The following is a 23128-nucleotide window of genomic DNA, read 5'->3' as shown; positions in this document are numbered from 1 at the left end:
TGTTTTATATCGTCATAGAAAAAATTCTCGTTTCAGGTTTATTCCTCATCATTCTGAGATCGAAAACCATTGCAACATTTCTCGTAAACGCTCTTCCTTTTTCTGTAATCTTGATTTGACTGTCGTAGATCTCCACCAATTCATCTCTTTCCATTTCTTTCAGCATTTCAAACGCATTTTCCAGTTCCGGGAAAGAATTTTTATCAGTAAATGTCGTTTCAAGCTGACACATCAGATTCAGGATATGCCTTCTTACGGTAAGATCTTCTTCGTCCAGAATATGACCTTTTACCACTGGAATTTTACCTTCTTCGATAATCTTCTGGTATTCTTCCACCGTTTTTACATTCTGGGCAAAAGCATACCAGGAATCTGAAATGGCAGACATTCCAAGACCTACCATCAGCTGGGTGTTGCTTGAAGTATAGCCCATAAAGTTTCTGTGAAGCTTTTTATGAATCAGGGATTGGTACAGGTCATCATGTTCAAGAGAAAAATGATCCATTCCCACTTCTATGTATCCTAAATTCTCAAGCAGTTTTTTCCCGTCTTCATATAAACGGCGTTTTTCTTCGCCCGTTGGGAGATCATTTTCATCAAATCCTCTCTGTCCTACCCCTTTTACCCACGGAACGTGTGCGTAAGAATAGAATGCAAGCCTGTCCGGCTTCAGCTCCATTGTTTTTCTGATGGTATGCTCCATAGCATCCCAACTCTGGTGTGGAAGTCCGAAAACCAAATCATGACTAATTCCTCTGTAACCGATTTCCTTAGCCCATTCTGTTACATTTTTTACATTTTCAAAGGATTGTATTCTGTTGATGGCCTTTTGAACTTTAGGATCATAATCCTGAACGCCAAAACTTACCCTCCTGAAGCCAAGATCGTATAAAGTCTGAAGGTGATCCCTTGTTGTATTATTCGGATGTCCCTCAAAAGAAAATTCAGGATGTTCTGCTATTTCTACGGTTTCAAAAATACCTTCTAATAAGGTTTTTAAATTTTTTGGCGAAAAAAATGTAGGGGTACCGCCTCCAAGGTGAAGTTCTTTCAGCTTTGGTCTTTCTTCAAAAAGTTCCAGATAAAGCTTCCATTCCTTTAAAACACTTTCCAGATATGGAATTTCAACGCTGTGCTGTTTTGTAATACGCTTGTGGCATGCACAGAACGTACACAATGCTTCGCAGAAGGGCAGATGAATATAAATAGAAATTCCCTCCTCTGCATTGCTCTCATGAAATGACCTGATCACACTCTCCCTCCACTTTTCAGAAGAAAATGTAGATTCGTCCCAATAAGGAACTGTGGGATAAGACGTGTAACGCGGTCCGGGAATATTATACTTATCTATTAAAGAATCCATTTCAAAATTTAAAATATTATCATTATGAAATTTAACATAAAATAAATTTCATCCTGCAAAATTAACCATTACGAATGAATTTTAAACCATGAAATATATTAGGTCGTATTTTATAATGAGTCTAAATATGATTGCTACGGGAATCCTTCAAATAATGATAAATTCTATCCCTAAGATTTAAAATTTTAATTTCATGACTGAGATCCTGTCTTTTCCTGCAAAAACAACGGTATTGCCATCTATCCAACTGCAAACAAAAAATCCTTTCTCATCAGAAATCTTTTTCCAGGTTTTCCCGAAATCAGAAGAATAGCTGATATGTTTATCTCCTACCGAGATGATCTCTCTACCTTTTGAACCTGGCTTAATTTTCACACAGGTCGTGTAGCCTGCATTTTGTCCGGAAGCCTGTATTTGCCAGGTTTCACCACCATCGTTTGTCGTGGCAATATTATTGATGTTCTCATCCTGCTTGGTGTAATCTCCGCCTACTGCAATCCCAAATTTATCATCATAAAAATCTATTGAATACATTCCCTGAGAAGATTCTCCCTGGATAAAAGGGGTTTCGAAAACATGGATACTTTCTTTTTTTAAATCCATTCTTAAGATTCTTGATGCTTTTCCGCCAGTTGCAATCCACAGATATTTTTTTGTTGAAGCGATATTGGTATTGCTTGCTGCAAAAGCCGCTTCACCGCTGTTCAGTTTTATATCACTTTTGAACATTCTCCATTTTCCATTACTGTAAACAGCCAGTTTCAGTAGATTATCCTTATCTGCATCACTGAAAGTATAAGCCAGCTGATGATTCACGAAATGCAGAGCATCATAAAAAGCAGTTTTCACAGTATCAGTAAAGATAATTTCTGACTTCAGATCTTTTTTATTAATCTTAAAAAAATAGGCAGGACTTTCAATATTAATAGCATAAAAAGAACTCTTATCCTGTGCCAGCGTTCTAAACTGAAGCTTTTTATCCGATAGACCCAGCTGTTTTTGGTCTTTGTTATTTTTAAGATCAACAAAGCCAAACTTTGAATCTGTTCCGGTATACCAGACTTTATTATCATAAACTTCAAGAGCTCTTATGCTTATCTTGTCATTTAAAATAGTGGTAAAGCTTTCTATTTGCTGGGAAAACATAAATATTCCCAAGCATACCAATAAAATGGAAAAAGTTTTTTTCATAGAGACAAAAATAAAAAATCCACAGAATTCTGTGGATTTTAAGTTGATATTTTTTATAAATCTATATCAGGTTTTTCTAAAGGCTCCTGTTCTGCTTTAAAAGTTTCTCCAAAACCTCCGTTCTGAAGCTTGGAATGCTTTTTACTGTACAGGAAGTACACAAAGAATCCGATGATCAGCCATGCAAAAGAATACATCTGCGCTTCTTTGCTCAGGTTAAAGATCAGATAAACATTGATCGCGATACCTAAACAGGCAATAAGAGGTAAAGCCGGAACTTTAAAGTTTCTCTGTAAATTAGGCTCTTTCACTCTTAATACCCAAACTGCTACACATACCATTGTAAACGCGAACAAGGTTCCGAAACTGGTCATATGGGCAAGATCATTAATCGGTGTAAGAGAGGCAATAATAGCAATTACCACTCCTAAAATAAGAAGGTTTTTTGTAGGTACTCCAGTTTTAGGGTTTACTTTTGAAAAAGTAGCCGGGATCAATCCGTCTTTAGACATTCCAAGGAAAATTCTTGACTGTCCCATAATCATTACCATCAGTACAGAGATCAATCCTATTGTAGCAGCAATGGTAATAATGTAACCAGCCCATGCATATCCGGCAATATCAAATGCATATGCTACAGGTGCTTTGATCGCATCCGGATATTTACCCAACGGGTTAAAGTCTGTATAATGCATCATTCCTGTTAACACCAAAGAAACAAGGATATATAAAAGCGTACAGATGATCAACGAAGCGATGATTGCAAACGGTACGTCTTTTTTAGGGTTAATAGCTTCTCCCGCCTGTGTGGAAACGGCATCGAAACCTACATATGCAAAGAAAATAGCTGATGCTCCCGCAACCACACCTGCCAGACCGTAGGCGGAATGCGAGACTCCATTTTCGGTAATAGTGGTTGGATCAGGAATAAAAGGAACCCAGTTTTTAAAAGGTTCAGCTGAATTTAAAATAATAAATGCTCCTGCAACGATTACAAAAATAATGGCAGAAACTTTAAGAACTACAATAAAGTTATTGGCTTTAGCAGCACCTTTGGTTCCTCTTACCAGAATAGAAATTACAAAGAAAACAATTAAAAATGCGGGTAAGTTCATGGAAAACCCAGAGTTTCCTGCTGCAATATAGGTTTGCGGATCTGAGGTAAGATAAGCAGGAAGATGCAGTCCAAACATTTTGAGAAGCTTGGCAAAATATCCTGACCAGGATACGGCGACCGTCATGGATCCCATAGCGTATTCAAGTATCAGCCCCCATCCTATGATCCATGCAAAAATTTCTCCTACTGTACCATAAGCATAAGCATAAGCTGAACCTTCTACGGGAAGTATGGAAGCAAATTCTGCATAACAAAGTGCTGCAAATACGCAGGCTATCCCTGCAATTACGAATGAAAGTGCCAGTGCAGGCCCTGCATTATAATACGCACCTGTTCCTGTAAGTACAAAAATTCCTCCTCCAATGATTGCTCCGATTCCGATAGCAGTAAGGCTCCATTTTCCCAGAACGCGTTTCAGCTGACTCTTTTTGATATCAGCTTCATAAGCGCTCATTGGCTTCTTAACCCAAATTTTAGACATGTTTTTTTATTTAATTAAAGATTTACGAAAATATAAAAAATTTATAAACCTTAAGGTTTATTAATAAACTTTCGTGATTTATTTTAAATAAAAAATTTAAAAAACTGATTTACACATTATTTAATTTATTTTCAAAAGTGCTAATTTTTGCTTATTTTTGATCGCATGAATTTATATGATCTTTTTGTAAAGCCGTATGAAAACTACAGTAGTCTACAAATTTTACTGGAAGCCACCGGTACATTTTTCGGAATTTTGAGCGTCTATTTTTCAATAAAAAAGAATATCTGGGTATACCCTACAGGTATCATTTCTACGTTGATCTACGTTTATATTCTGTTTAACTTTGGTCTTCTGGGAGATTGTATGATTAATGTGTATTATACCGCAATGAGCATTTACGGCTGGGTACTTTGGTCAAAAAATTCTAAAGATCATATTCATGTAGAGGTAAGCTGGGCAACAAATAAGGAAAGAATATTCGCCGGGATACTTTTTGTATTAAGCATAGCACTGGTTACCCTTATTTATTATTACAAACCTTATATTGACAATCAATTTTCTCTGGAGGGCACTCATTTAGGGTTATATCATCTGGATTGGGCGAATTGGCTGGATGTGATCACCACTTCTATATTTTTAGTAGGTATGTGGTTTATGGCCAAACAGCGAATTGAGAACTGGATTTTCTGGATCATCGGAGATTTTATTTGCATCCCTATGATGATTTTTAAAGAACTCGCTATCACTTCGGTTCAATATTTGGTATTTACTATAATGGCGATCTTAGGATACCTTAATTGGAAAAAAAGTTTAAAAGAAAAAAGTACAATAAAGTCATGAAAAATTTATTTAAAATAGCATTCAGTATCGTAGCTATAAGCAGCTTAACATCGTGTTTGGCATATAGTGACGGATATGCAAACAATGGCGGCTACGGAGATCCGTATTATAATAACGGATATTACTATGCCCCTTCCGGATATTATGGAAACGGCGGTTATTATGGAAATGACGGCTATTATTACAGAAACGATATCAATTATTATTATGACAATGGTATTCCATATTATTACTATAATTCAGGGAACAGCCGAAGAAAAGTATACGTTGAGAGAAAAACTACGGTAACTTCACAGAGACCTAATAACGGATTCCAGAATACACGTACCAATAACAACAACGGAGGTAATAATAACAGTGGCTTCAATAACAACAGAGGAAGCAGCACAAGAAATAACAGTAGTAATAACGGATTCAGAAATTCGAATAACAACAATTCTAATAACAGCCAAAGACCACAGAGTAATCAGAACAATGGGGGCTTTAGAAATTCAGGCGGAAATTCTCAGAACAATCAGGGAAACCAGAAGAACCAAAGCAGTAGTGGGTTCAGAAATACACAGCAGTACAAACAAAACCAGAACAACACCAGAACAGAATCTTCCGGTGGGTTTAGGGGAAGCACAAGCACCCAGAATAACACTCAGCAAAACAGCAGTTCTACGAGACAGCAGTCAAGCGGAGGCGGATTTAGATAAAACGATTATAAATAAGAAAACGGACAGCTAACACTGTTCGTTTTTCATTTTAAATATATTAATTTTGCTCGTTAATTTTAGACTAAAAAATATGGAATTTTATAAATATCAGGGGACCGGAAATGATTTTGTAATGATTGATAACCGTGATCTGCAGTTCCCTAAGGAGAAAGATATTATTGAAAAATTATGTGACAGACGTTTCGGAATTGGTGGCGATGGGCTTATCCTTCTGGAAAATGACGATGCCTATGATTTCAAAATGGTATACTATAATTCTGATGGCGGCGAAAGCACTATGTGCGGAAATGGCGGAAGATGCCTGGTAGCCTTTGCTTTTTTTCTTGATATTTTTGAGGATAGATGCAAATTCATTGCGACAGACGGTGAACATGAAGCAGAAATCCATAACGGTATCATTAAATTAAAGATGATTGATGTGAATACAATTTCGGCCGATGGAGAAGACACCGTGATGAATACAGGATCACCTCATTATGTAAAATATGTGGAAGATCTTGTGAATTACAATGTTTTTGCAGAAGGACACGGCATCAGAAATTCCGAAAATTATAAGGAAAAAGGCATCAATGTGAATTTTGTAGAAAAAATTACTGATGATGAAATTTTTGTAAGAACCTATGAACGAGGCGTTGAGGATGAAACTTACAGCTGTGGAACAGGAGTTACGGCTTCTGCTTTAACTTTTCTCCAAAAAAACAATCTAATCTCCGTAAAAGTTAAAACTTTAGGGGGTAATCTTAAGGTTCATGCTGAAAGAAACGAAAATTCTTTTCAAAATATTTGGCTTGAAGGTCCCGCAAAGCAAGTTTTTAGAGGTAAAATAGATCTTATTTAAAAACTAAACTTTTAATCAAATTTTTAATAATGAAAAAAACTGTTCTCATTATCGCTCTCATTATTGTAGGAGCGGCAGGATTTTTTGGTTTGAGATTTTATAATAAATACTATGGAAACAACGTAAAGAAAGACGGATATGTACTGATTCCCCACAAAGCGGATTTCAAACAGATTCTTGACTCGGTGGCTCCATATGTAAAAGATAAGGAAGCTTTTGAAGCGGTTGCCAGGGATAAAAATCTTGATAGATTTTTTAAGCCGGGCCGCTACCATTTTCAGTCAGGAGCAGGAAACACTAACCTTGTGAATATGATCAAGGCCGGGAATCAGTCGGAAAATACCTTCAGAATCGGCGATTTTGGAGACATGTACCAAATGATTGGAAAAATCACAAAAAAAACGGAACTGGACTCTTTACATTTTGTAAACGATCTGAATAAAGTAGCATCAGAAAAAGGGCACAAAAATGCAGAGGATTTGAAAAAATATTTTTTCATTGATACTTATAATTTTTTCTGGACAGTAAGCCCGAGAGAGTTCTTCAAAAAATTTGATGAGCAGTATAATGAATTCTGGACAAACGAAAGAAAAAACAAGGAACAGCAATCCGGCCTGACGAGAGATCAGATCTATGCCCTGGCGTCTATCGTTTATAAAGAATCCGGCGGAAAAAAGGATGAAATGAAAACGATCGCAGGATTATATCTGAACCGATACAGAAAAGGAATGAAGCTACAGTCTGATCCTACGGTGATCTATGCAATTAACAAACAGACCAATTTTAAAGATCCGATCAAAAGAGTACTTTATAAACATTTGTCTACGCCATCACCATACAATACCTATGCAAATGCAGGAATTCCTCCAGGGCCTATCTGCGTGGTAGATAAAAGCTCTGTAGATGCGGTTTTGAATGCAGAAAACAACAATTATATATTTATGTGTGCTGACCCTGCAAGATTTGGCTATCATAAATTTACAGCAAGCGCTGAAGAGCATGCCATCAATGCAAAAGCTTATCAGGACTGGCTGAATTCAAAAAATATCAAATAAAAAATTAATTTAACTTTATTTAACAATACGCTAATTAACATTTAACAATTATATACGACTTATACATCTATAAATAATACATAAATCGTAATACTTTGAAATCAAACCCAATTAATGATTTCACAATATTAAGACTTATATTCTTACGATTTTACACAAAAAATACCTTATGAATCAGACGGAAATTGTCAACATTTTCACAAAAAAAACGTTAGCACTCACTTTTATACTTTCGGCAGCTGCAATGGCATTTGCCCAGGATAAAGCAGGCGTTACGGGAATGATTGTCAACAAAAACAACCAGCCGGTTCCCTATGCTTCTGTGACGTTCAGCAACAAAGCGAACAAATCATTAAGCGATGCTGTACTGACCGATGAAAAAGGACAGTACAAACTGGAACTTGCCCCTGGAAATTATGATATTACAGTAGAGGCAATCGACTATAAAAAAAGTATAGTCAATAAAAGTATTGCAGGTCCCGGAAATATTGGTGCATTATCCATACAACCTGAGGCAACAAGCACTTTAGACGGCAAAACCCAGGAAATACAAGGTGTGGTGATTACTGCTGCAGCTACAAAGCCTTACAAAGTTGAACTTGATAAAAGAACTTACGATCCTTCGCAGGACATTGTAAGTAAGGGAGGAAATCTTCAGGATGTCCTTTCGAATGTTCCTTCTGTTTCTGTGGATACCGACGGTACGGTTTCGATGAGAGGTAGCTCCAATGTGAAGTTCCTGATCAACGGGAAACCTTCTGCCCTTCTTGGGATAGATGATGGCGCCAATGCACTTCAGAGTATTCCGGCAGATCAGATCGACAGAATTGAAGTAATTACTAATCCTTCTTCTAAATTTGAGGCTAGCGGTACAGCGGGTATTTTGAATATTATTTTAAAGAAAAGCAAGAAAACTGGTTTTAACGGTAGTGTTATCGGAACGTTAGGCTACCTTCCTCAAACCAACCTGAATACTAATCTTAACTGGAGAAAAGGGAACTTTACATGGTTCCTAAATGGCGGAGGTGGCTACAGGGAATCAAAAAATACCAGTAGAACAGATGATTATTTTACTAATGCGGTGAAAAGTGATGATTTAATTACCAGAAATCAGGACTCTGAAACTAAAAGTAAAAATAATAACTATAATGCTTCTGCAGGTATCGTTTATGATGTTTCTGAAAAAACATCCGTAAACGCATCAGGAACTGTAAGAACTTTTGACAGTGAAAGTTTTGGAAATATTGATTATAAATATTCTTATTTAGCAAATCCGAATGGTGTTTCTAACAGAACAACCTTTGGAACTAATAATAATTTAGCCTTCCAGGGAGATTTTGGTTTAGACCATAAATTTGATGATAAAGGTCAGAATCTATTTCTATCATTAAGCTTACAAAGAAGCAGATCATATAATGACACTCATGTTGATGAGACTCAAAATGGAGCATTTTTACTTAAAAATGTGGTTAACCAGAATACAATAAATAAAGCTGTTATAGGTAAAGCTGATTATGAATTACCTATCGGTGAAAATTCAAAATTAGAGGCGGGTTACAGGATAGACATCAACACTAATGATTACAGTAATGATGTTTTGCAGAGTACTGTTTCAGCACCTACTTTAAGCTTCCTTAAACCATATACTTATGATGCGACATATAAAGAGACTTTCAATGCTTTTTATTTACAGTTTAAAAGTAAAATAGGTAAATTAGGATATCAGTTAGGATTAAGAGATGAATTATCTAAAGTAGATATTAATTATCAAAACCTTGACCCTACGAAACAACCGATTGTTACCACTAAAAATTACAATAACTTATTTCCAAGTGTTTATTTAAGTTATGAATTTGCAAAGAATAATCAGTTGTTGGTAAATTATACAAGAAGAATTGACCGCCCAAGATCTTTCTTTATGATTCCTAACCCAAATTATAGTGATAACCAAAATATTTTTGACGGAAATATTAACCTTAACCCATCATACGTAGATTCTTTTGAATTTGGTTATAGCATTTCAAAAAAGAAATTTACAGTCAACCCAACATTGTATTACAGACATCAGACTGATGATACAAAAATGTTAGTATTCAACCTCAAGGAAAAATATATTGATACAGATCTAACTGAACGTGAACGCATTGTATCCCATACAAAACCTATTAATCTCGGAACAGATGACCGTTTCGGTTTAGATTTAAACTTTAACTGGGATGCAACAAGTTGGTTGAAATTCTTAGGTAATGTAGATTTGTTTGGTTACAATACAAAAGGCAGCACTCTATATGATACCTTTGATAAATATGGCAATCCTATTCAGGCAGTTGCTGATTTTAATGGTAAAGGATTTTCAACAAGAGCGAGACTTACTTCAACGGTTAAAGTTGATAAAACATTCAGTTTCCAACTACAAGGGTTTTACAGAGGAGCCCAGAAAACGGCTTATCAGGACAGAAAAGATATGTATGCCATCAGCTTCGGCGCATCTAAAACAATTTGGAAAGGTGACGGAACTTTAGCATTTAATGTTCAGGATATTTTCAATACCAGAGCGATGAGATTTACAACATATACAGCAAATAGCGTAAGAGATTCTTATATGCAATGGCAGCCAAGACAGTTCTCAGTTTCTCTGACCTACAGGTTCAAGCAGGGTGAGAAGGTAGAGCAGCCTAAAAGGAAAAAAGATATTAACTCCAATGCAGCGGGCGACGACCAGCAAGTTCCCATGTAATACACAAAAAATCCCGGAAAAAATATTTTCCGGGATTTTTTTATTTTACGGTTTCAGTGTGTTTGGACTTTTCCTTCTCAGCTTCATAAATTCTTCTTCTAAGGTCGCTGGTTGAAAACCTGTGATCTCTTTTATTATAAAAAATCTCAATTCCTTTCTCTTCACAATACTTTTTACCGGTAAAATCCCTGTCCATATAATCATCACCAATAATTCTTACATCAATAACAAAAGACTTTAAAATATCTTCAAGATCTTCTTCTGTGTAATACGGGATAATTTCGTCAACAGCATTTACAGCCTTTAACTGAATGTATCTTTCTACAATGGTCTGGCTCGGCCTGTTCTTATTGGGCCGGTCGTGGGAAGGGTCTATCTGAAGCCCTACAATTAAGTAATCACATACTGTTTTAGCTTCTTCAAGCATTTTGATATGCCCTGCATGCAGCAGATCAAATGAGGAAAATGTAATGCCTATTTTCTGTGTTTTCATAATAGTTCAATTAAATTCCGCTACAACAATTATTCTTTTAGCCGATAAAAGACCAATATTGAGGGAAGGGTTTTATAATTTGTTTTATCTTTTAAATTTATTAAACAGCTTTGGATTCAAGGTACTGCTGCCATTTCCAAACGGTTCTCAAAGCTTCTTCCAATGGAGTTTCAGACTTCCAATGAAGCTCTTTTTCGGCTTTATCAGCATTAGCATAAGCAATGGTAATATCACCTTCTCTTCTCGGACAGATCTGGTAAGGAACCTTTACGTCATTGGCTGTTTCAAAAGCCTTCACCACTTCCAATACAGATGAACCCTTTCCTGTCCCTAAGTTGAATATATCAATCACTGTTTCTTCGCTGCTCTCGAGTAATCTTTTAAGAGCACTTACGTGGGCCTTAGCCAGATCTACAACATAAATATAGTCGCGGATCGCTGTCCCGTCTTCCGTATCATAATCGTCACCCCAGATATTCAGTTTCTCGCGGATTCCTGCTGCTGTTTGGGTAACATAGGGAATTAAGTTATTAGGAACTCCTAGTGGAAGTTCACCTAATTTCCCTGAAGGATGAGCTCCTATCGGATTAAAGTATCTTAAAAGAGAAATTTTTCTGTTATACGCTTTTGCAAAATCAATCAGAATTTCTTCTCCCATCTGCTTTGTTTTACCATAAACACTTTCAGGAAGCTTCAACGGTGTATTTTCGTCAATAGGCATTTTCTCTGCCTGTCCGTACACCGTACAGGAAGAGCTGAAAATAAAATTAGAGATCCCCCTTTCTTTAAATTCCTGAAGGATGTTAATCAGCGTAAATAAATTATTTTCATAATAATCCACAGGTTTTACCTGACTTTCTCCAACTGCTTTGGATGCTGCAAAATTGATACACCCTTCAATTTTATGGGCATCGAACACCTGGGTAAGAAGTTCTCTTCTCTTTAAATCAAAAGGATAAAAAACGGGCTTTTTACCTGTAATTTCTTCGATATTTTTTAAAATAAACCTCTCCGAATTGGATAAATCATCCACAATTACAACTTCATAACCATTATTGATGAGTTCTACTACGGTGTGGGAACCTATATATCCTAATCCTCCTGTAACAAGTATTGCCATTTTTTTGTTTAATATTTTTTAATCGTTGTGTTTTCCTATATTTTCAATTTCGTTTTTTGCTGGAGTATGTTTAAAGTAATTTATAAATAATGTTGGCCCTATTAAAAACAAAGTAAGACCAAATAAAAAAGAATATATATACTTTCCCCATATTTCATCATAGTTGATATAAAAGCTCAGTGATCCCAAAATTATTATCAAAACACATGTCATGTTTAAATACATAAACATTTTTTTTGATTCTTTGAAAACATGTACAAATGTCACAATCAATAATGTAAATACTATAAAATTTAAAAAATAAATAGGAATTCTGAATTTAATATACTTTTCTACTAATCTATAGCCTTTTAGTAAAACATTAATTACAAATACTCCATAATAAATAATCCAACCTAAAATAAAAATAATTGTAAAAAAATAGGCAAACTTATTTTTAAGTATTCTTTCATCGTGAAGCATAGTCTTACTTCATAAATTCCAATACAGCATCCGTAATATACTTCAGCTGTTCTTCATCCAGTTCTGTATGCATTGGAAGAGAAATTACCTGATCCAAAAGCTTGTCTGTATTCACAAAATCCGCATCATTACTTTCCTGATAGTATGCTTTCTGTTTTCTCAATGCCACTGGATAATAGATCATTGCCGGAATTTCTTTTTCTGTAAGGAACTTTTGAAGTTCATTACGTTTTCCATTCAGGATTTTTAAAGTATATTGATGGAATACATGGGTAGAATTTTCAGATCTTTGAGGGGTAAGGATATCTGCATGTCCTGCAAAAGCTTCGTCATAATAATCCGCAGCTTTTCTTCTAGCTTCGTTGTAAGAATCCAGGTGAGGAAGTTTTTTTCTCAAAACCGCAGCCTGAATACTGTCTAATCTTGAATTCACTCCTACCTCATCATGATAATATCTCTCGTACATCCCGTGGTTAACAACTCCTCTTAAACGGTGCGCCAGTTCATCATTATTGGTAAAAATAGCTCCACCATCACCATAACAGCCTAAATTTTTAGAAGGGAAAAATGAAGTAGTTCCCACAGTTGCCATGGTTCCTGCATATTTCACAGTTCCGTCAGAGAATGTATATTGCGCTCCTATTGCCTGTGCATTATCTTCAATGACATAAAGATTATGCTCTTCTGCAATTTTTAAGATCTCCTCCATATTGGCACACTGTCCGAAAATATGCACCGGGATAATCGCTTTTGTTCTTGGCGTAATCGCTTTTTTAATTTCTTCTGTAGAAATGGTGAATGTATCGTAATCTACATCTACCAGCACTGATTTCAGTTTAAGCAGATGAATAACTTCTACTGTAGCAGCAAAAGTGAAATCTGCGGTGATTACTTCATCTCCTTCTTTAAGATCCAAAGCCATCAGCGCAATCTGTAAAGCATCCGTTCCGTTAGCACACGGGATCACATGCTTTACATCTAAATAAGATTCCAATTCATTCTGGAAAGACTTTACTTCCGGGCCATTAATAAAAGCCGCAGAATCCATTACATTTAAAACTGCATTATCTACATCATTCTTTATTTTGTAATACTGACTTTGCAAGTCAACCATCTGAATTTTTTTCATAAATAAATATTTGTGTAAAAATAAGGAATTTAAAATCCTATCAAAAATTTTATTGATTTTGTTTTATCTTTATAGAAAATAACTTTATGAAAAAACTTTTACTCTTTTGTCTTTTAGTGGGTTACTCTACCGTAAATGCACAGACGGAGCTTGTTTTTGTTTATTTTACGGGTAAACCGAATAAAGCTGCTTTTTATACGAATCCGCTTTCAGAACTTACTCAAAAATCCCTTACCAGACGTATTTCGCTGGGTATTCCGCTGAATGATCAGGATGCCCCGATTGAACAGTCCTATATCCAAAATCTTCAAAACCTTGGTTTTACTGTTACAGATTATTCCAAATGGCTTAACGGAGCGGCTGTAAATGCAACTCCGGCACAGATAACAGTTTTACAGGCTCAACCCTATGTATCGTCAGTAGAACGCTTTGCAAGAAACAATAGTTCTGTTCCCAAAACAGCTCAGCAGGATAAATGGAATTATTCTTCTGAGGCTCAAAAGACTCAGACCTTTTTTGATTATGGTTCGGGTTCTGCACAGATCGACCAGATCAATGTAAGACCTCTTCACCTTGCCGGATTTACAGGGACAGGAATTTCCATTGCAGTTATCGATGCAGGTTTTCCTTATGTAGATACAGGATCTGCTTTTGAAAGATTAAGAAATAACAATCACATTAAAGCTGTTTACGATTTTGTCACCAAAACAAACAATGTGTACAGCACTGCTATCAGCAATCACGGGTCTGCTGTGCTGGGAGCCATCGGAGGTTATATAGAAAACACCTTCGTGGGATCCGCACCGGATGCCGATTTTTATCTTTACCGCAGTGAAAATGCTGTTGGTGAAATTCCGGAGGAGGAATTGTATTGGATTGAAGCTGCAGAAGAGGCTGACAGAAAAGGGGTTGATATCATTACGTCTTCTCTTGGATACAATGTTTTTGACGATTCCCGGTACAGTTACAGCTACTCCGACATGAATGGAACCACTTCTTTTATTGCAAGAGCTGCTGAAATAGCTGCCAATAAAGGAATTTTTGTGCTTGCAGCATCAGGAAATTCAGGACTTCAGCCGTGGCATTACATCATGACTCCTGCAGACAATGCCAAGGTATTCAGCATAGGATCAGTAGATGCGACAGGGAGCTCTTCAGGATTTTCATCATATGGCCCAAATGCGCTTGGCGTGGTAAAACCTGATGGAAGTGCAAGAGGAACTGCATCTGCTACAGTTAACAATAGCACCCTAGTTTCGGTAAACGGAACTTCTATTGCAACGCCAATTGCAGCTGGCGGCGTTGCATGTTTCATCCAGGCTTTCCCTTCCATGAACAGGGAGCTGATGAGAACAAAATTACGCCAGACCGCTTCTCTCTATCCAGCTCACACAGACCAGATGGGTTACGGTATTCTTAATTTTGGAAACCTTTATAATCAGGTATTAAATACTTCTGAAATGGTGAAAAAAGAAAAGTTGGCCATTTTCCCTAATCCTGCTAAAAATATTTTAAATGTTGCTTCTGAAAATGAAGTTATTTCGTTGGAAATCTATGATAATTTAGGAAGATTGATTACAAAAGTTAACCATCAGAAATCTGTAAAAGTTGAAGATTTTGCAAAAGGAGTCTATTACCTGAAAATTCAGACAAAGGATAAATTTTATTATGAAAAGTTTATAAAAGAATAATTTTTCTAAGTTTAATTCTACGCTGCAAAAAGTTCAGGAAGCTATTTTTTGTTATAAAAATCTCATTTTTTGAAATTTAATTGAAAAACAACCAAAAGTTGTCATAAAACAACTAAAAATAGCGTAATTACAACTATTAGATTCCGTTTTCATCACAGTTTTTGGAACTGACATAAATATCTTTGCTTCATCAAACAAAGAAAAAATTACATTATGTTAAACACTAAAATCATTGGCAATAAAATTGTCAAAGCACGAAAAGAGACTAATATGTCTCAGGCACAACTTGCAGAACTTTTATTTATCAGCCCTCAGGCAATCGGAAAATGGGAACGAGGAGAATCAATTCCGGACCTTATCACCTTCAATCGTCTTGCGGAAATTTTAAATGTTGATCTTAATTATTTTTCAGAAAACTTTCAGTCTACAACCAATAAGTTGATATCCAATGAAGTTTTGGAGAAGCAGACTTCTGAATCTACACCCGAAAAAACGGACAAAAAGCCTAAATGGAATATGTCACTCGGAAATTGGATAGATGCCGACTTTTCCGGATTGAAAAACCTTCATGAAAAATTCAGTTCCTCTAATATGCAACGTTGTAAGTTTATCGGCTCAGACTTGTCAGGACTTATTCTAAAAAATAACCAAGTGGATAGCTGTGACTTTTCAAGGTCTGACATTAGCAATAGCTATTTTCATTACTCCCACATCGTTAACACCCTTTTTAAGGATTGCTCTCTTAATGAAACCGAGTTTTCAGGAAGTCACATCAAAGGCTGCGATTTCTCCGGGGCCGATTTTACCGGAACAGTCATTAAATCAAGTTCTTTTCAGAAAAGTATACTAACCAATGTAGTATTGAACCGTACTTCTTTCAATGCTACAGATATTTCTGATATGATTTTTGAAGGCACAATAGAAGATTGTTATTTTGAAAACAGCACATTTTCAAAGGTTACATTTCAGAATTCAAAACTTATTCATACTTTCTTTAAAAGCAGAAGTCTGAAACACATAAAATTTATTGATTGTCAGGCTGATCGTATAACTTATGAATTCTTAAAAAACGGTAAAGCCGATGTAAGCGGCATTATTTTGTTAACTTCATAAAATGGATATAAAAGTAAAGAGACTGCCTCGGAGAGAAACAGTCTCTTTAAATAATTTTACGCTGAATTCCTACTCGCATTAATATTCCCAAACAAAGAGCGTGTCACAAGCTTCTCATAAGCTTCTTTATTTCCCTCTCCTTTCTGGATCTTCATCAGTGCATACTGCTGGATACTCAACAGCGGAAGGACTATTTTTTCACGAATCTTGACTGACTTTCTGGATAACGGATCTTCTTCCTGCAGCATGTTGAAACCGGTAAGCTCAAGCATAATATCTCTTGAAAGAACATATTCATCAAAAAGCACATTCCAGAATATTCCGAATTTCGGATTGTTTTTAATGTAATACGTCAACGGAAAATAAGATTTGTTCATACTCATCATCGAATTCAGAACTAAGGTTTTAAAGAAATCAGAACCTTTATACAGCTCTTTTACTTCATCCAGTCTTCCCTGCTCTTTCATCTGCTGCATAGCAAATCCGAACCCGAAAAATCCGGGAACATTCTGCTTCAGCTGAGACCATGAACCTACGAATGGAATAGCTCTAAGGTCTTCGAATTTCAGTTCAGTGCCATTTCCTCTTTTGGACGGGCGGCTTCCTATATTTGTTTTACCGTAATATTCCAAAGTACTCATCTCCTGGAGATAAGGAACAAACATTGGGTGAGCTTTAAGGTCTGAATATTTTTTGTAACTGATATCGGCAAGCTCGGCGATCAGTTTTCTTTCTTTTTCTGTAAGATCTTTTTTGGAGTTTTTAAAGACATCATTTTCAACTCCGGCAGTAAGAAGCTGCTCAAAATTGTATTTGGCCTGTTCTTTATTTCCGAAAATACTGGTGATCGTCTGTCCCTGAATGGTCAGTTCAATTTTATTGTTGGCAATCGTATTTCCCTGTGATGCATAAAAATCATGGGTCTTCCCTCCTCCTCTTGCCGGCGGACCACCTCTGCCGTCGAAAAACACTATTTTAATTCCATTCTGAACGGAAAGTTTAGTTAAAACTTCTTTCGCCTTATAAATTTCCCAGTTGGCTTTCAGATATCCGCCATCTTTTGTTCCGTCTGAAAAGCCAAGCATAATGGTCTGCTGATTTCCTCTGCTTTCAAGATGCTTTTTATAAACCGGATTCTGGTAAAGCTCGTTCATTACATTTTCGGAATTGGCAAGGCCTTCCATGGTTTCAAAAAGCGGAACAATATCCATTTTAATCTCTTCATCCTGATATCCGCAGATCTTAAAAAATGCATATACATTCATTACATCCTTTACAGCATCGGAATTGGAGATAATATAGCGGTTCATTCCCCTTTGTCCGTTCAGATCCTGGATCTCAGAAACCTGTGAAACCGTTAATAAGGTATCTTTAACAATATCTTCAAACTGATCTGCATCAACTTTGTTATCAAGCTGGATAAGCTTATTGAATTTTTCTTCTGAGCTGGCTTCAATAGTCCCGTATACTTTTGCAAAAACCTCATCAATAACCTTCTGATGGATCCTACTATCCTGACGGATATCCAGTGTTGCAAAGTGAGTACCGAAAATTTTCACCCGGTCCCTGAAATTCGCCAGAAGATCTAAAAACAGGGAATTGTGATCATTCACCAGTATTTTTTCTGCTTCATCTGCCTTTTTTAATATATCCTCTGCTGTGATCACATTTCCGTTGAAAATGGCACCGTAAAGCTCATCACTTAGCGCCGTCAAGACTTCAGATACACCCCTGAAGCTTAATCTTCTCCTAATAAATTTCAAATGGCTGTAATAGGATTTCAGAATTGCAGAACGAAGCTCTTCTGCCACTCTTTTGGTAACATCAGCGGTTACAAACGGATTACCGTCCCTGTCACCACCCGGCCAGAAACCAAGCTGAATAATATCTTCATGAAGATGGAAATGTCCGTTTCCAAAAGTCTTTTTGATTTTGGTAAACAGCTCTCCGATCGTATCGTAATAGACATATCTTAAATAGGAAATAATGCTAAGCGCTTCATCAATTGGAGTTGGTTTTTCTTTATTAACGAAAGGTGTTTTTCCCAACTGCTGCAGAAGCATATCGATCTGGGTAACGGAATCGCTGGTAATAGCCCCCCGTAAATCCTGAATGATCCTCTGTACCGAGCTTGGATAAAATTGGGTCGGGTGCGCTGTAAAAACTACTTTTACTGTAAAATCCTTCAGTTTTTCACGAACTTTTTCAAGCTTATGGTCCTGATATGAGCGTTCAAACAGATTGGTTACTGTTCCGCTGTCACTTTCAGAATGGAGGTTTGGAAATGCAGCATCTTCTATACTGTCAAATAAGACCACCTGTCTTTCGATGTACTGGATAATTTTAAAAAGCAGTTCTACTTTCTGTTCCTCCGCCTGGAGATCGGTATGGTTTTTAAAGAATTCTTCGACAATTTCCTCAGGGGTTTTGCCATCTTCATATCCGTTTCGGCTTTCCTCGTAAAGGAAGGGAAGAAGCATTCCGATATTGGTCATTTTATCATAAGGCAGGCTCATAAACAATGAATTGTAGATCTGGAACTTATTCTCCACGATCTGCCTGAATTTTTCTGCTCGTTGGTCGTGTATCATATAACAAATGTAATGGATTTTGAAATTAAACCAATTGACAAATGACAAAAAACGGAGTGTCCCGGAACAAAAATCATATTTTCTAAGGACTTCCGTAGATTGAGTTTAAAATATATCTTTGCAAAAAATTTACAGCATAAATGAAATTTGGAATCATTTTCTATACAATTTTAGGGATTTTAGCTTTATCAATAGGCGTTTATTTACTTCAATATTTTTTCATCCTTTCCATAATATTTTTTATTGGAGCATTTATCAATGGAGTTTTTATCTATAAAGAATATAATATTCATAAAAGCGATAAAATTGAATATGATGAAAATACACTGCCTGATGAAATTATAATCAAATACTCACGTTCAGGCAGAATCATTGCTATTTCTGCCTATAGTATTTTTGTGATTCTGGGAATATTTTTTCTTTCCTGCATCATTATTACGTTCAACTTTATGACGATGTTTATAGTTGCATTATTAACAGCATTTACGATTTATTTTCTTGCAAAAGTTATTTTGGAAATTAAGAAAATATCTACAGTAATGATTTTCATCAGTGGAAAAGGAATTCAAATAAAAGATAACCCAACCTATTTGTGGAATGAAATTAAGCTTGAAAAAATTATTGTAAAACGTTTAGTAAGTCGTGAATCCAAACATAATTACCAACCTGAAGTTAATTATTTATATTTTTTTCATAACAATGAAAAAATAGAAGTTAACATCGACGATTTTGATATTACGGATTATCAGCTTGCACAGGTTCTAAAAATATTTAGGATCCGTCATAACAATTCAGGTTTATTATAGTTTAGAATACAACAGTTTAAATGATTAATTTTACTTTTAACAGAAATTAATCAACATCTCATGAAAAATATATTCATATTCCTTTTAATCGCTTTTATTTTCACAGGCTGTGGTGAAGACTGCTATAATGCTCCTCAGACGATAGCTTTTAAACTCGTTAATGCTGATGATGAAAATCTGATCACGAACGGAACACTTATTGCCTATTCGATAAAGGACGAAAATCAGGTTGCAATACAATTGACCAAAACATCCGACGATATGATTATTTTAGAAAATGTGGGTGCTTATAATGGAACAAAAAATTATACTTTCCAATCTAATGTTAAAGCTTTTGACTTTTCAATACAGTCTTCAGAATTTAAAGGGGGTTGTGACGGGTACCAGATCAATAAATTAACATTTACCGGTATAGGTATTGATGTAACAGACGAAAAAGGATACTATAAAATTGTACTGCAATAATATAAGTAGTCTTCATACTATTTTAAGATAATAATAATTATGAAAATTATTTCGGTCATTTCTTTTCTGATACCAGGTTTGCTGCTTTCCCAAAATGCAGTTCCTGCCGATTTCAAAAAAATCCCGGAAATCCTTGACAATACCGAACTCCTCTATCCATTTATTATTCCCGATAAAGAATATAGCTATTGGAGAGTACTGACTAATGATCCTGACCCAGAGAAGGCTGTGATCTACGAGAGCCAGATGCCGGATTTCATGACCATCAATGAGCCTCTTCCTGAGAGAGGTTTCTTCCAGCAATGTATAGGCAATCGGTGCTTCTCATACATTCTTGCCTGTAAAAAAGACAGATCCGTATATTTCTCTAATGAACAGCAACTGAGGGATTTCATCGGAACTGTTGACAATCTTCCGGAAGCAATTTTATTAGCCCAAACCTATGGTTTTAAGATAGATACAAGCAATAAACTGAGTAACTCTTATAAAATTGAAGATAAACATATGTATCTGTATGTCTCAAAGTCCAAAGGCTGCCCGGAAATTAAAGAATCTTATTTTATAAAGATCAACAGAAAAACCGGCAGGCTGGAATCTACAAACAATGGTGTTTATTTTAAAAATGAGAATTGTAATCAACCCATTTCTCAGTAGAAGTAAGAAAGTAATGCCAATATATTTTATATTTAAAATTCTCGCTGATTAAAGCAGATTGCGCAGATTTTTTTATGCTATAGCTTGGATGAAATCAACTTTGCTGATTCCTGCTTTGCAACCTCAAATTATATAAACTTTGTGTTAAAAACGTATTTTTTATCCGAATTAAAATCCCGTGAGGAAAATCAGAACCAAGATCTCACAGAACAGGTAAAATTTATATTGTTATTATAAAACACTATGATAGGAATTTTAAAATTTCATTAACTCTGTTTTCATATTGCTTTCCGTAAATTTGGATCAAATAAATTTAGAACAATGCTTAATTTCGAATTTAAAAATCCGACAAAAATACTTTTTGGAAAAGGTGAGATCGCTAAAATTTCCCGTGAAGTTCCAAAAGATGCCAAAATATTAATGATTTATGGTGGCGGAAGCATCAAAAACAATGGTGTTTATGATCAGGTAAAGGAAGCTCTGAAAGATCATGATTTGTATGAATTCGGAGGTGTGCCTGCCAATCCGGAATATGAAGTACTGATTAACGCTTTAAGCTTTATCAAAGAAAAAAATATCAACTACCTTCTTGCTGTAGGTGGTGGATCTGTAATCGATGGAACTAAATTCCTTTCTGCGGCTGCTAACTATGCAGGCGAGCCTTGGGAAATCCTTAAAAACTCAGTAAGAACTTTTGAAGGGGAAGGAATGCCTTTCGGAAGTATCCTGACTTTACCTGCAACAGGTTCTGAAATGAATTCCGGCTACGTCATTTCAAGAAGAGAAACTAATGAGAAATTATCTTCCGGTGGTCCGGGGCTTTTCCCACAGTTTTCTGTTTTAGATCCGGAAGTAATCAGAACGATTCCTAAAAACCAGATTGTGAACGGAATTACCGATGCTTACACCCACGTTCTGGAACAGTATATGACAGCGCCTTCTTCTGCTGATCTTCAGGAAAGAATTGCAGAAAGCATTCTCATCAGTCTTCAGGAAACGGCTCCGAAAGTTCTGGCTGATGATTTTGATTATAATGCTGCCGGAAACTTTATGTGGTGCTGTACGATGGCGCTGAACGGGCTTATCCAGAAGGGAGTAATCACGGACTGGGCAGTACACGCCATGGGACATGAGCTGACTGCTTATTTCGGGATCGATCATGCAAGAACCTTAGCCGTTATTGCACCTTCCCATTACCGTTATAATTTTGAAACGAAAAAAGGAAAGCTGGCGCAGTATGCTGAAAGAGTCTGGGGAATTAAAGAAGGAACCTTAGAGGAAAAAGCAGAACTTGGAATCAAAAAAATGGAGGGATTCTTCCACAGCCTGAACATCAAAACAAAGCTTTCTGAATATACGGAAGATTACAAAGGTACTGCTGAAAGAGTGGAAAAAGCATTTACAGAGAGAAACTGGTCCGGGCTTGGTGAGTACAAGAAACTGACCCCTCAAGATGCTTATAAGATTGTTGAGATGAGTTATTAAGTTTGGGAGTGATAGATTTGAAGGTTTGAGAGTAATGAGTGCAGATACGAGTTGCTGTCGATTGAGCGTCTGATATATGATCAAAGGGAATTCTCGAACCATGATTAATTCCTGCAACCTAAAAATCTTCATATTTAGTCTCCTCTTCTATAAAAAAAACGGTTATTTATAAACATTCGTTTAAAAAAGCTTGATTTCATTATAGATATTTCAAATTTATTTATATTTTAGCGTATTCTTAAATTTGTGAAAATGAAAAAACAGCTACTTTTATTTGCCTTTTCAGCTTTGGCGCTAACTTCATGTAAAGATGACAATATCGAAGCCTATGAATTAGAAATGATGAGCGGAGACTGGAAGGTAAGCAAAATAGAAATTATTTCCGGAAAAGACAATAAAACAGTACTTGAGACAGAAACTCCGTCTGACTGTCAAGCTAAAGATATTCTGCACTTCAGAAGTGATTATTATACCAGCTATACGTATTACTCTGCCATCGGGCTTGAATGCCAGATGAGCGGAAAAACTGAAGGAAAGTTCACGTATACAGAAGAGTCTAAGCTGATGAGCATTAAAAATGACAATGATACTGAAAGATGGTACAGAGTGGAAGTCCTTACAAGCCACGATCTAAAACTGGCCCACCTGTTTGGGGCATTTGATCAGAACGGTGATGGTACAGATGATCTCACTTATGTGACCTACAAAAGATAAACACAGACTCTCGATTTTATCGGGAGTTTTTTATTACATTTATCAGATATTTTAAAATTGA

General features: G+C 36.0%; 20 protein-coding genes. 12 read left to right on the top strand and 8 right to left on the bottom strand.

The window, feature by feature from the left end:
• Positions 1–4 precede the first annotated feature (4 nt).
• The 3 genes from hemN to DRF60_RS07620 all read right to left on the bottom strand — a co-directional run bounded on the left by hemN (position 5) and on the right by DRF60_RS07620 (position 4152).
• On the bottom strand, positions 5–1363 hold the full coding sequence (hemN, locus tag DRF60_RS07630; RefSeq protein WP_116011505.1) for an oxygen-independent coproporphyrinogen III oxidase: 1359 nt from the start codon (positions 1361–1363) through the stop codon (positions 5–7).
• Positions 1364–1540: 177 nt separating this feature from the next.
• Complete coding sequence (locus DRF60_RS07625) at positions 1541–2554, bottom strand: WD40/YVTN/BNR-like repeat-containing protein (protein WP_116011504.1); 1014 nt, start codon at positions 2552–2554, stop codon at positions 1541–1543.
• 53 nt (positions 2555–2607) lie between these two features.
• Positions 2608–4152, bottom strand: coding sequence for an APC family permease (locus DRF60_RS07620; RefSeq protein ID WP_116011503.1), 1545 nt, complete (start codon positions 4150–4152; stop codon positions 2608–2610).
• Positions 4153–4317: 165 nt separating this feature from the next.
• Between DRF60_RS07620 and pnuC the strand changes: the two genes are divergently transcribed.
• From pnuC to DRF60_RS07595, 5 genes are all read left to right on the top strand, one after another.
• Positions 4318–4995 carry a nicotinamide riboside transporter PnuC gene (pnuC, locus tag DRF60_RS07615; protein WP_116011502.1) on the top strand — a complete coding sequence of 226 codons (678 nt, stop codon included), beginning with the start codon at positions 4318–4320 and terminating at the stop codon, positions 4993–4995.
• Positions 4992–5693 carry a hypothetical protein gene (locus DRF60_RS07610; protein WP_116011612.1) on the top strand — a complete coding sequence of 234 codons (702 nt, stop codon included), beginning with the start codon at positions 4992–4994 and terminating at the stop codon, positions 5691–5693. The genes pnuC and DRF60_RS07610 overlap by 4 nt, the downstream gene beginning before the upstream one ends.
• A gap of 91 nt (positions 5694–5784) precedes the next feature.
• Positions 5785–6552 (top strand): diaminopimelate epimerase, encoded by a 768-nt coding sequence (gene dapF / locus DRF60_RS07605; RefSeq protein WP_116011501.1) that lies wholly within the window; start codon positions 5785–5787, stop codon positions 6550–6552.
• Between the two features lie 29 nt (positions 6553–6581).
• A complete protein-coding gene (gene mltG, locus DRF60_RS07600; RefSeq protein WP_116011500.1) occupies positions 6582–7607 on the top strand; it encodes an endolytic transglycosylase MltG in 1026 nt (341 codons plus the stop codon).
• A gap of 169 nt (positions 7608–7776) precedes the next feature.
• Positions 7777–10344: a TonB-dependent receptor domain-containing protein gene (locus DRF60_RS07595; protein WP_116011499.1), complete on the top strand. Its 2568-nt coding sequence runs from the start codon at positions 7777–7779 to the stop codon at positions 10342–10344.
• A 40-nt stretch (positions 10345–10384) separates the two neighbouring features.
• Here DRF60_RS07595 and DRF60_RS07590 read toward each other — a convergent pair whose 3' ends face one another.
• The 4 genes from DRF60_RS07590 to DRF60_RS07575 form a co-directional block, all read right to left on the bottom strand.
• Complete coding sequence (locus DRF60_RS07590) at positions 10385–10837, bottom strand: adenylyltransferase/cytidyltransferase family protein (RefSeq protein WP_116011498.1); 453 nt, start codon at positions 10835–10837, stop codon at positions 10385–10387.
• Positions 10838–10937: 100 nt separating this feature from the next.
• A complete protein-coding gene (gene galE, locus DRF60_RS07585; protein ID WP_116011497.1) occupies positions 10938–11957 on the bottom strand; it encodes a UDP-glucose 4-epimerase GalE in 1020 nt (339 codons plus the stop codon).
• Positions 11958–11975: 18 nt separating this feature from the next.
• Positions 11976–12419 carry a hypothetical protein gene (locus DRF60_RS07580; RefSeq protein WP_116011496.1) on the bottom strand — a complete coding sequence of 148 codons (444 nt, stop codon included), beginning with the start codon at positions 12417–12419 and terminating at the stop codon, positions 11976–11978.
• 4 nt (positions 12420–12423) lie between these two features.
• The gene (locus DRF60_RS07575) at positions 12424–13548 is read right to left on the bottom strand and encodes a DegT/DnrJ/EryC1/StrS family aminotransferase (protein WP_116011495.1); all 1125 of its coding nucleotides are present in this window, start codon (positions 13546–13548) and stop codon (positions 12424–12426) included.
• Between the two features lie 86 nt (positions 13549–13634).
• On the opposite strand from DRF60_RS07575, the gene DRF60_RS07570 reads away from it, so the two are divergent.
• Positions 13635–15239 (top strand): S8/S53 family peptidase, encoded by a 1605-nt coding sequence (locus tag DRF60_RS07570; protein ID WP_116011494.1) that lies wholly within the window; start codon positions 13635–13637, stop codon positions 15237–15239.
• A gap of 213 nt (positions 15240–15452) precedes the next feature.
• A complete protein-coding gene (locus tag DRF60_RS07565; RefSeq protein ID WP_116011493.1) occupies positions 15453–16352 on the top strand; it encodes a pentapeptide repeat-containing protein in 900 nt (299 codons plus the stop codon).
• 56 nt (positions 16353–16408) lie between these two features.
• Here the strand turns inward: DRF60_RS07565 and DRF60_RS07560 are convergent, their stop codons facing one another.
• Positions 16409–18943, bottom strand: coding sequence for a phosphoenolpyruvate carboxylase (locus DRF60_RS07560; protein WP_116011492.1), 2535 nt, complete (start codon positions 18941–18943; stop codon positions 16409–16411).
• Between the two features lie 140 nt (positions 18944–19083).
• On the opposite strand from DRF60_RS07560, the gene DRF60_RS07555 reads away from it, so the two are divergent.
• The 5 genes from DRF60_RS07555 (at position 19084) to DRF60_RS07535 (ending at position 23067) form a co-directional block, all read left to right on the top strand.
• On the top strand, positions 19084–19749 hold the full coding sequence (locus tag DRF60_RS07555; RefSeq protein ID WP_116011491.1) for a hypothetical protein: 666 nt from the start codon (positions 19084–19086) through the stop codon (positions 19747–19749).
• Between the two features lie 60 nt (positions 19750–19809).
• Complete coding sequence (locus DRF60_RS07550) at positions 19810–20214, top strand: hypothetical protein (RefSeq protein ID WP_116011490.1); 405 nt, start codon at positions 19810–19812, stop codon at positions 20212–20214.
• 39 nt (positions 20215–20253) lie between these two features.
• Entirely contained in the window at positions 20254–20868 is a 615-nt protein-coding gene (locus tag DRF60_RS07545) for a hypothetical protein (protein ID WP_116011489.1), read from the top strand.
• A gap of 321 nt (positions 20869–21189) precedes the next feature.
• Positions 21190–22353, top strand: coding sequence for an iron-containing alcohol dehydrogenase (locus tag DRF60_RS07540; RefSeq protein WP_116011488.1), 1164 nt, complete (start codon positions 21190–21192; stop codon positions 22351–22353).
• 252 nt (positions 22354–22605) lie between these two features.
• Positions 22606–23067, top strand: coding sequence for a lipocalin family protein (locus tag DRF60_RS07535; protein ID WP_116011487.1), 462 nt, complete (start codon positions 22606–22608; stop codon positions 23065–23067).
• Positions 23068–23128: the final 61 nt, after the last annotated feature.

Source organism: Chryseobacterium elymi, from assembly GCF_003385495.1.
In the GTDB taxonomy this organism is placed as follows: Bacteria; Bacteroidota; Bacteroidia; order Flavobacteriales; family Weeksellaceae; genus Chryseobacterium; species Chryseobacterium elymi.
Note: the sequence above shows the minus strand (reverse complement) of the source record. Positions and strands in the feature narration are given on the sequence as shown.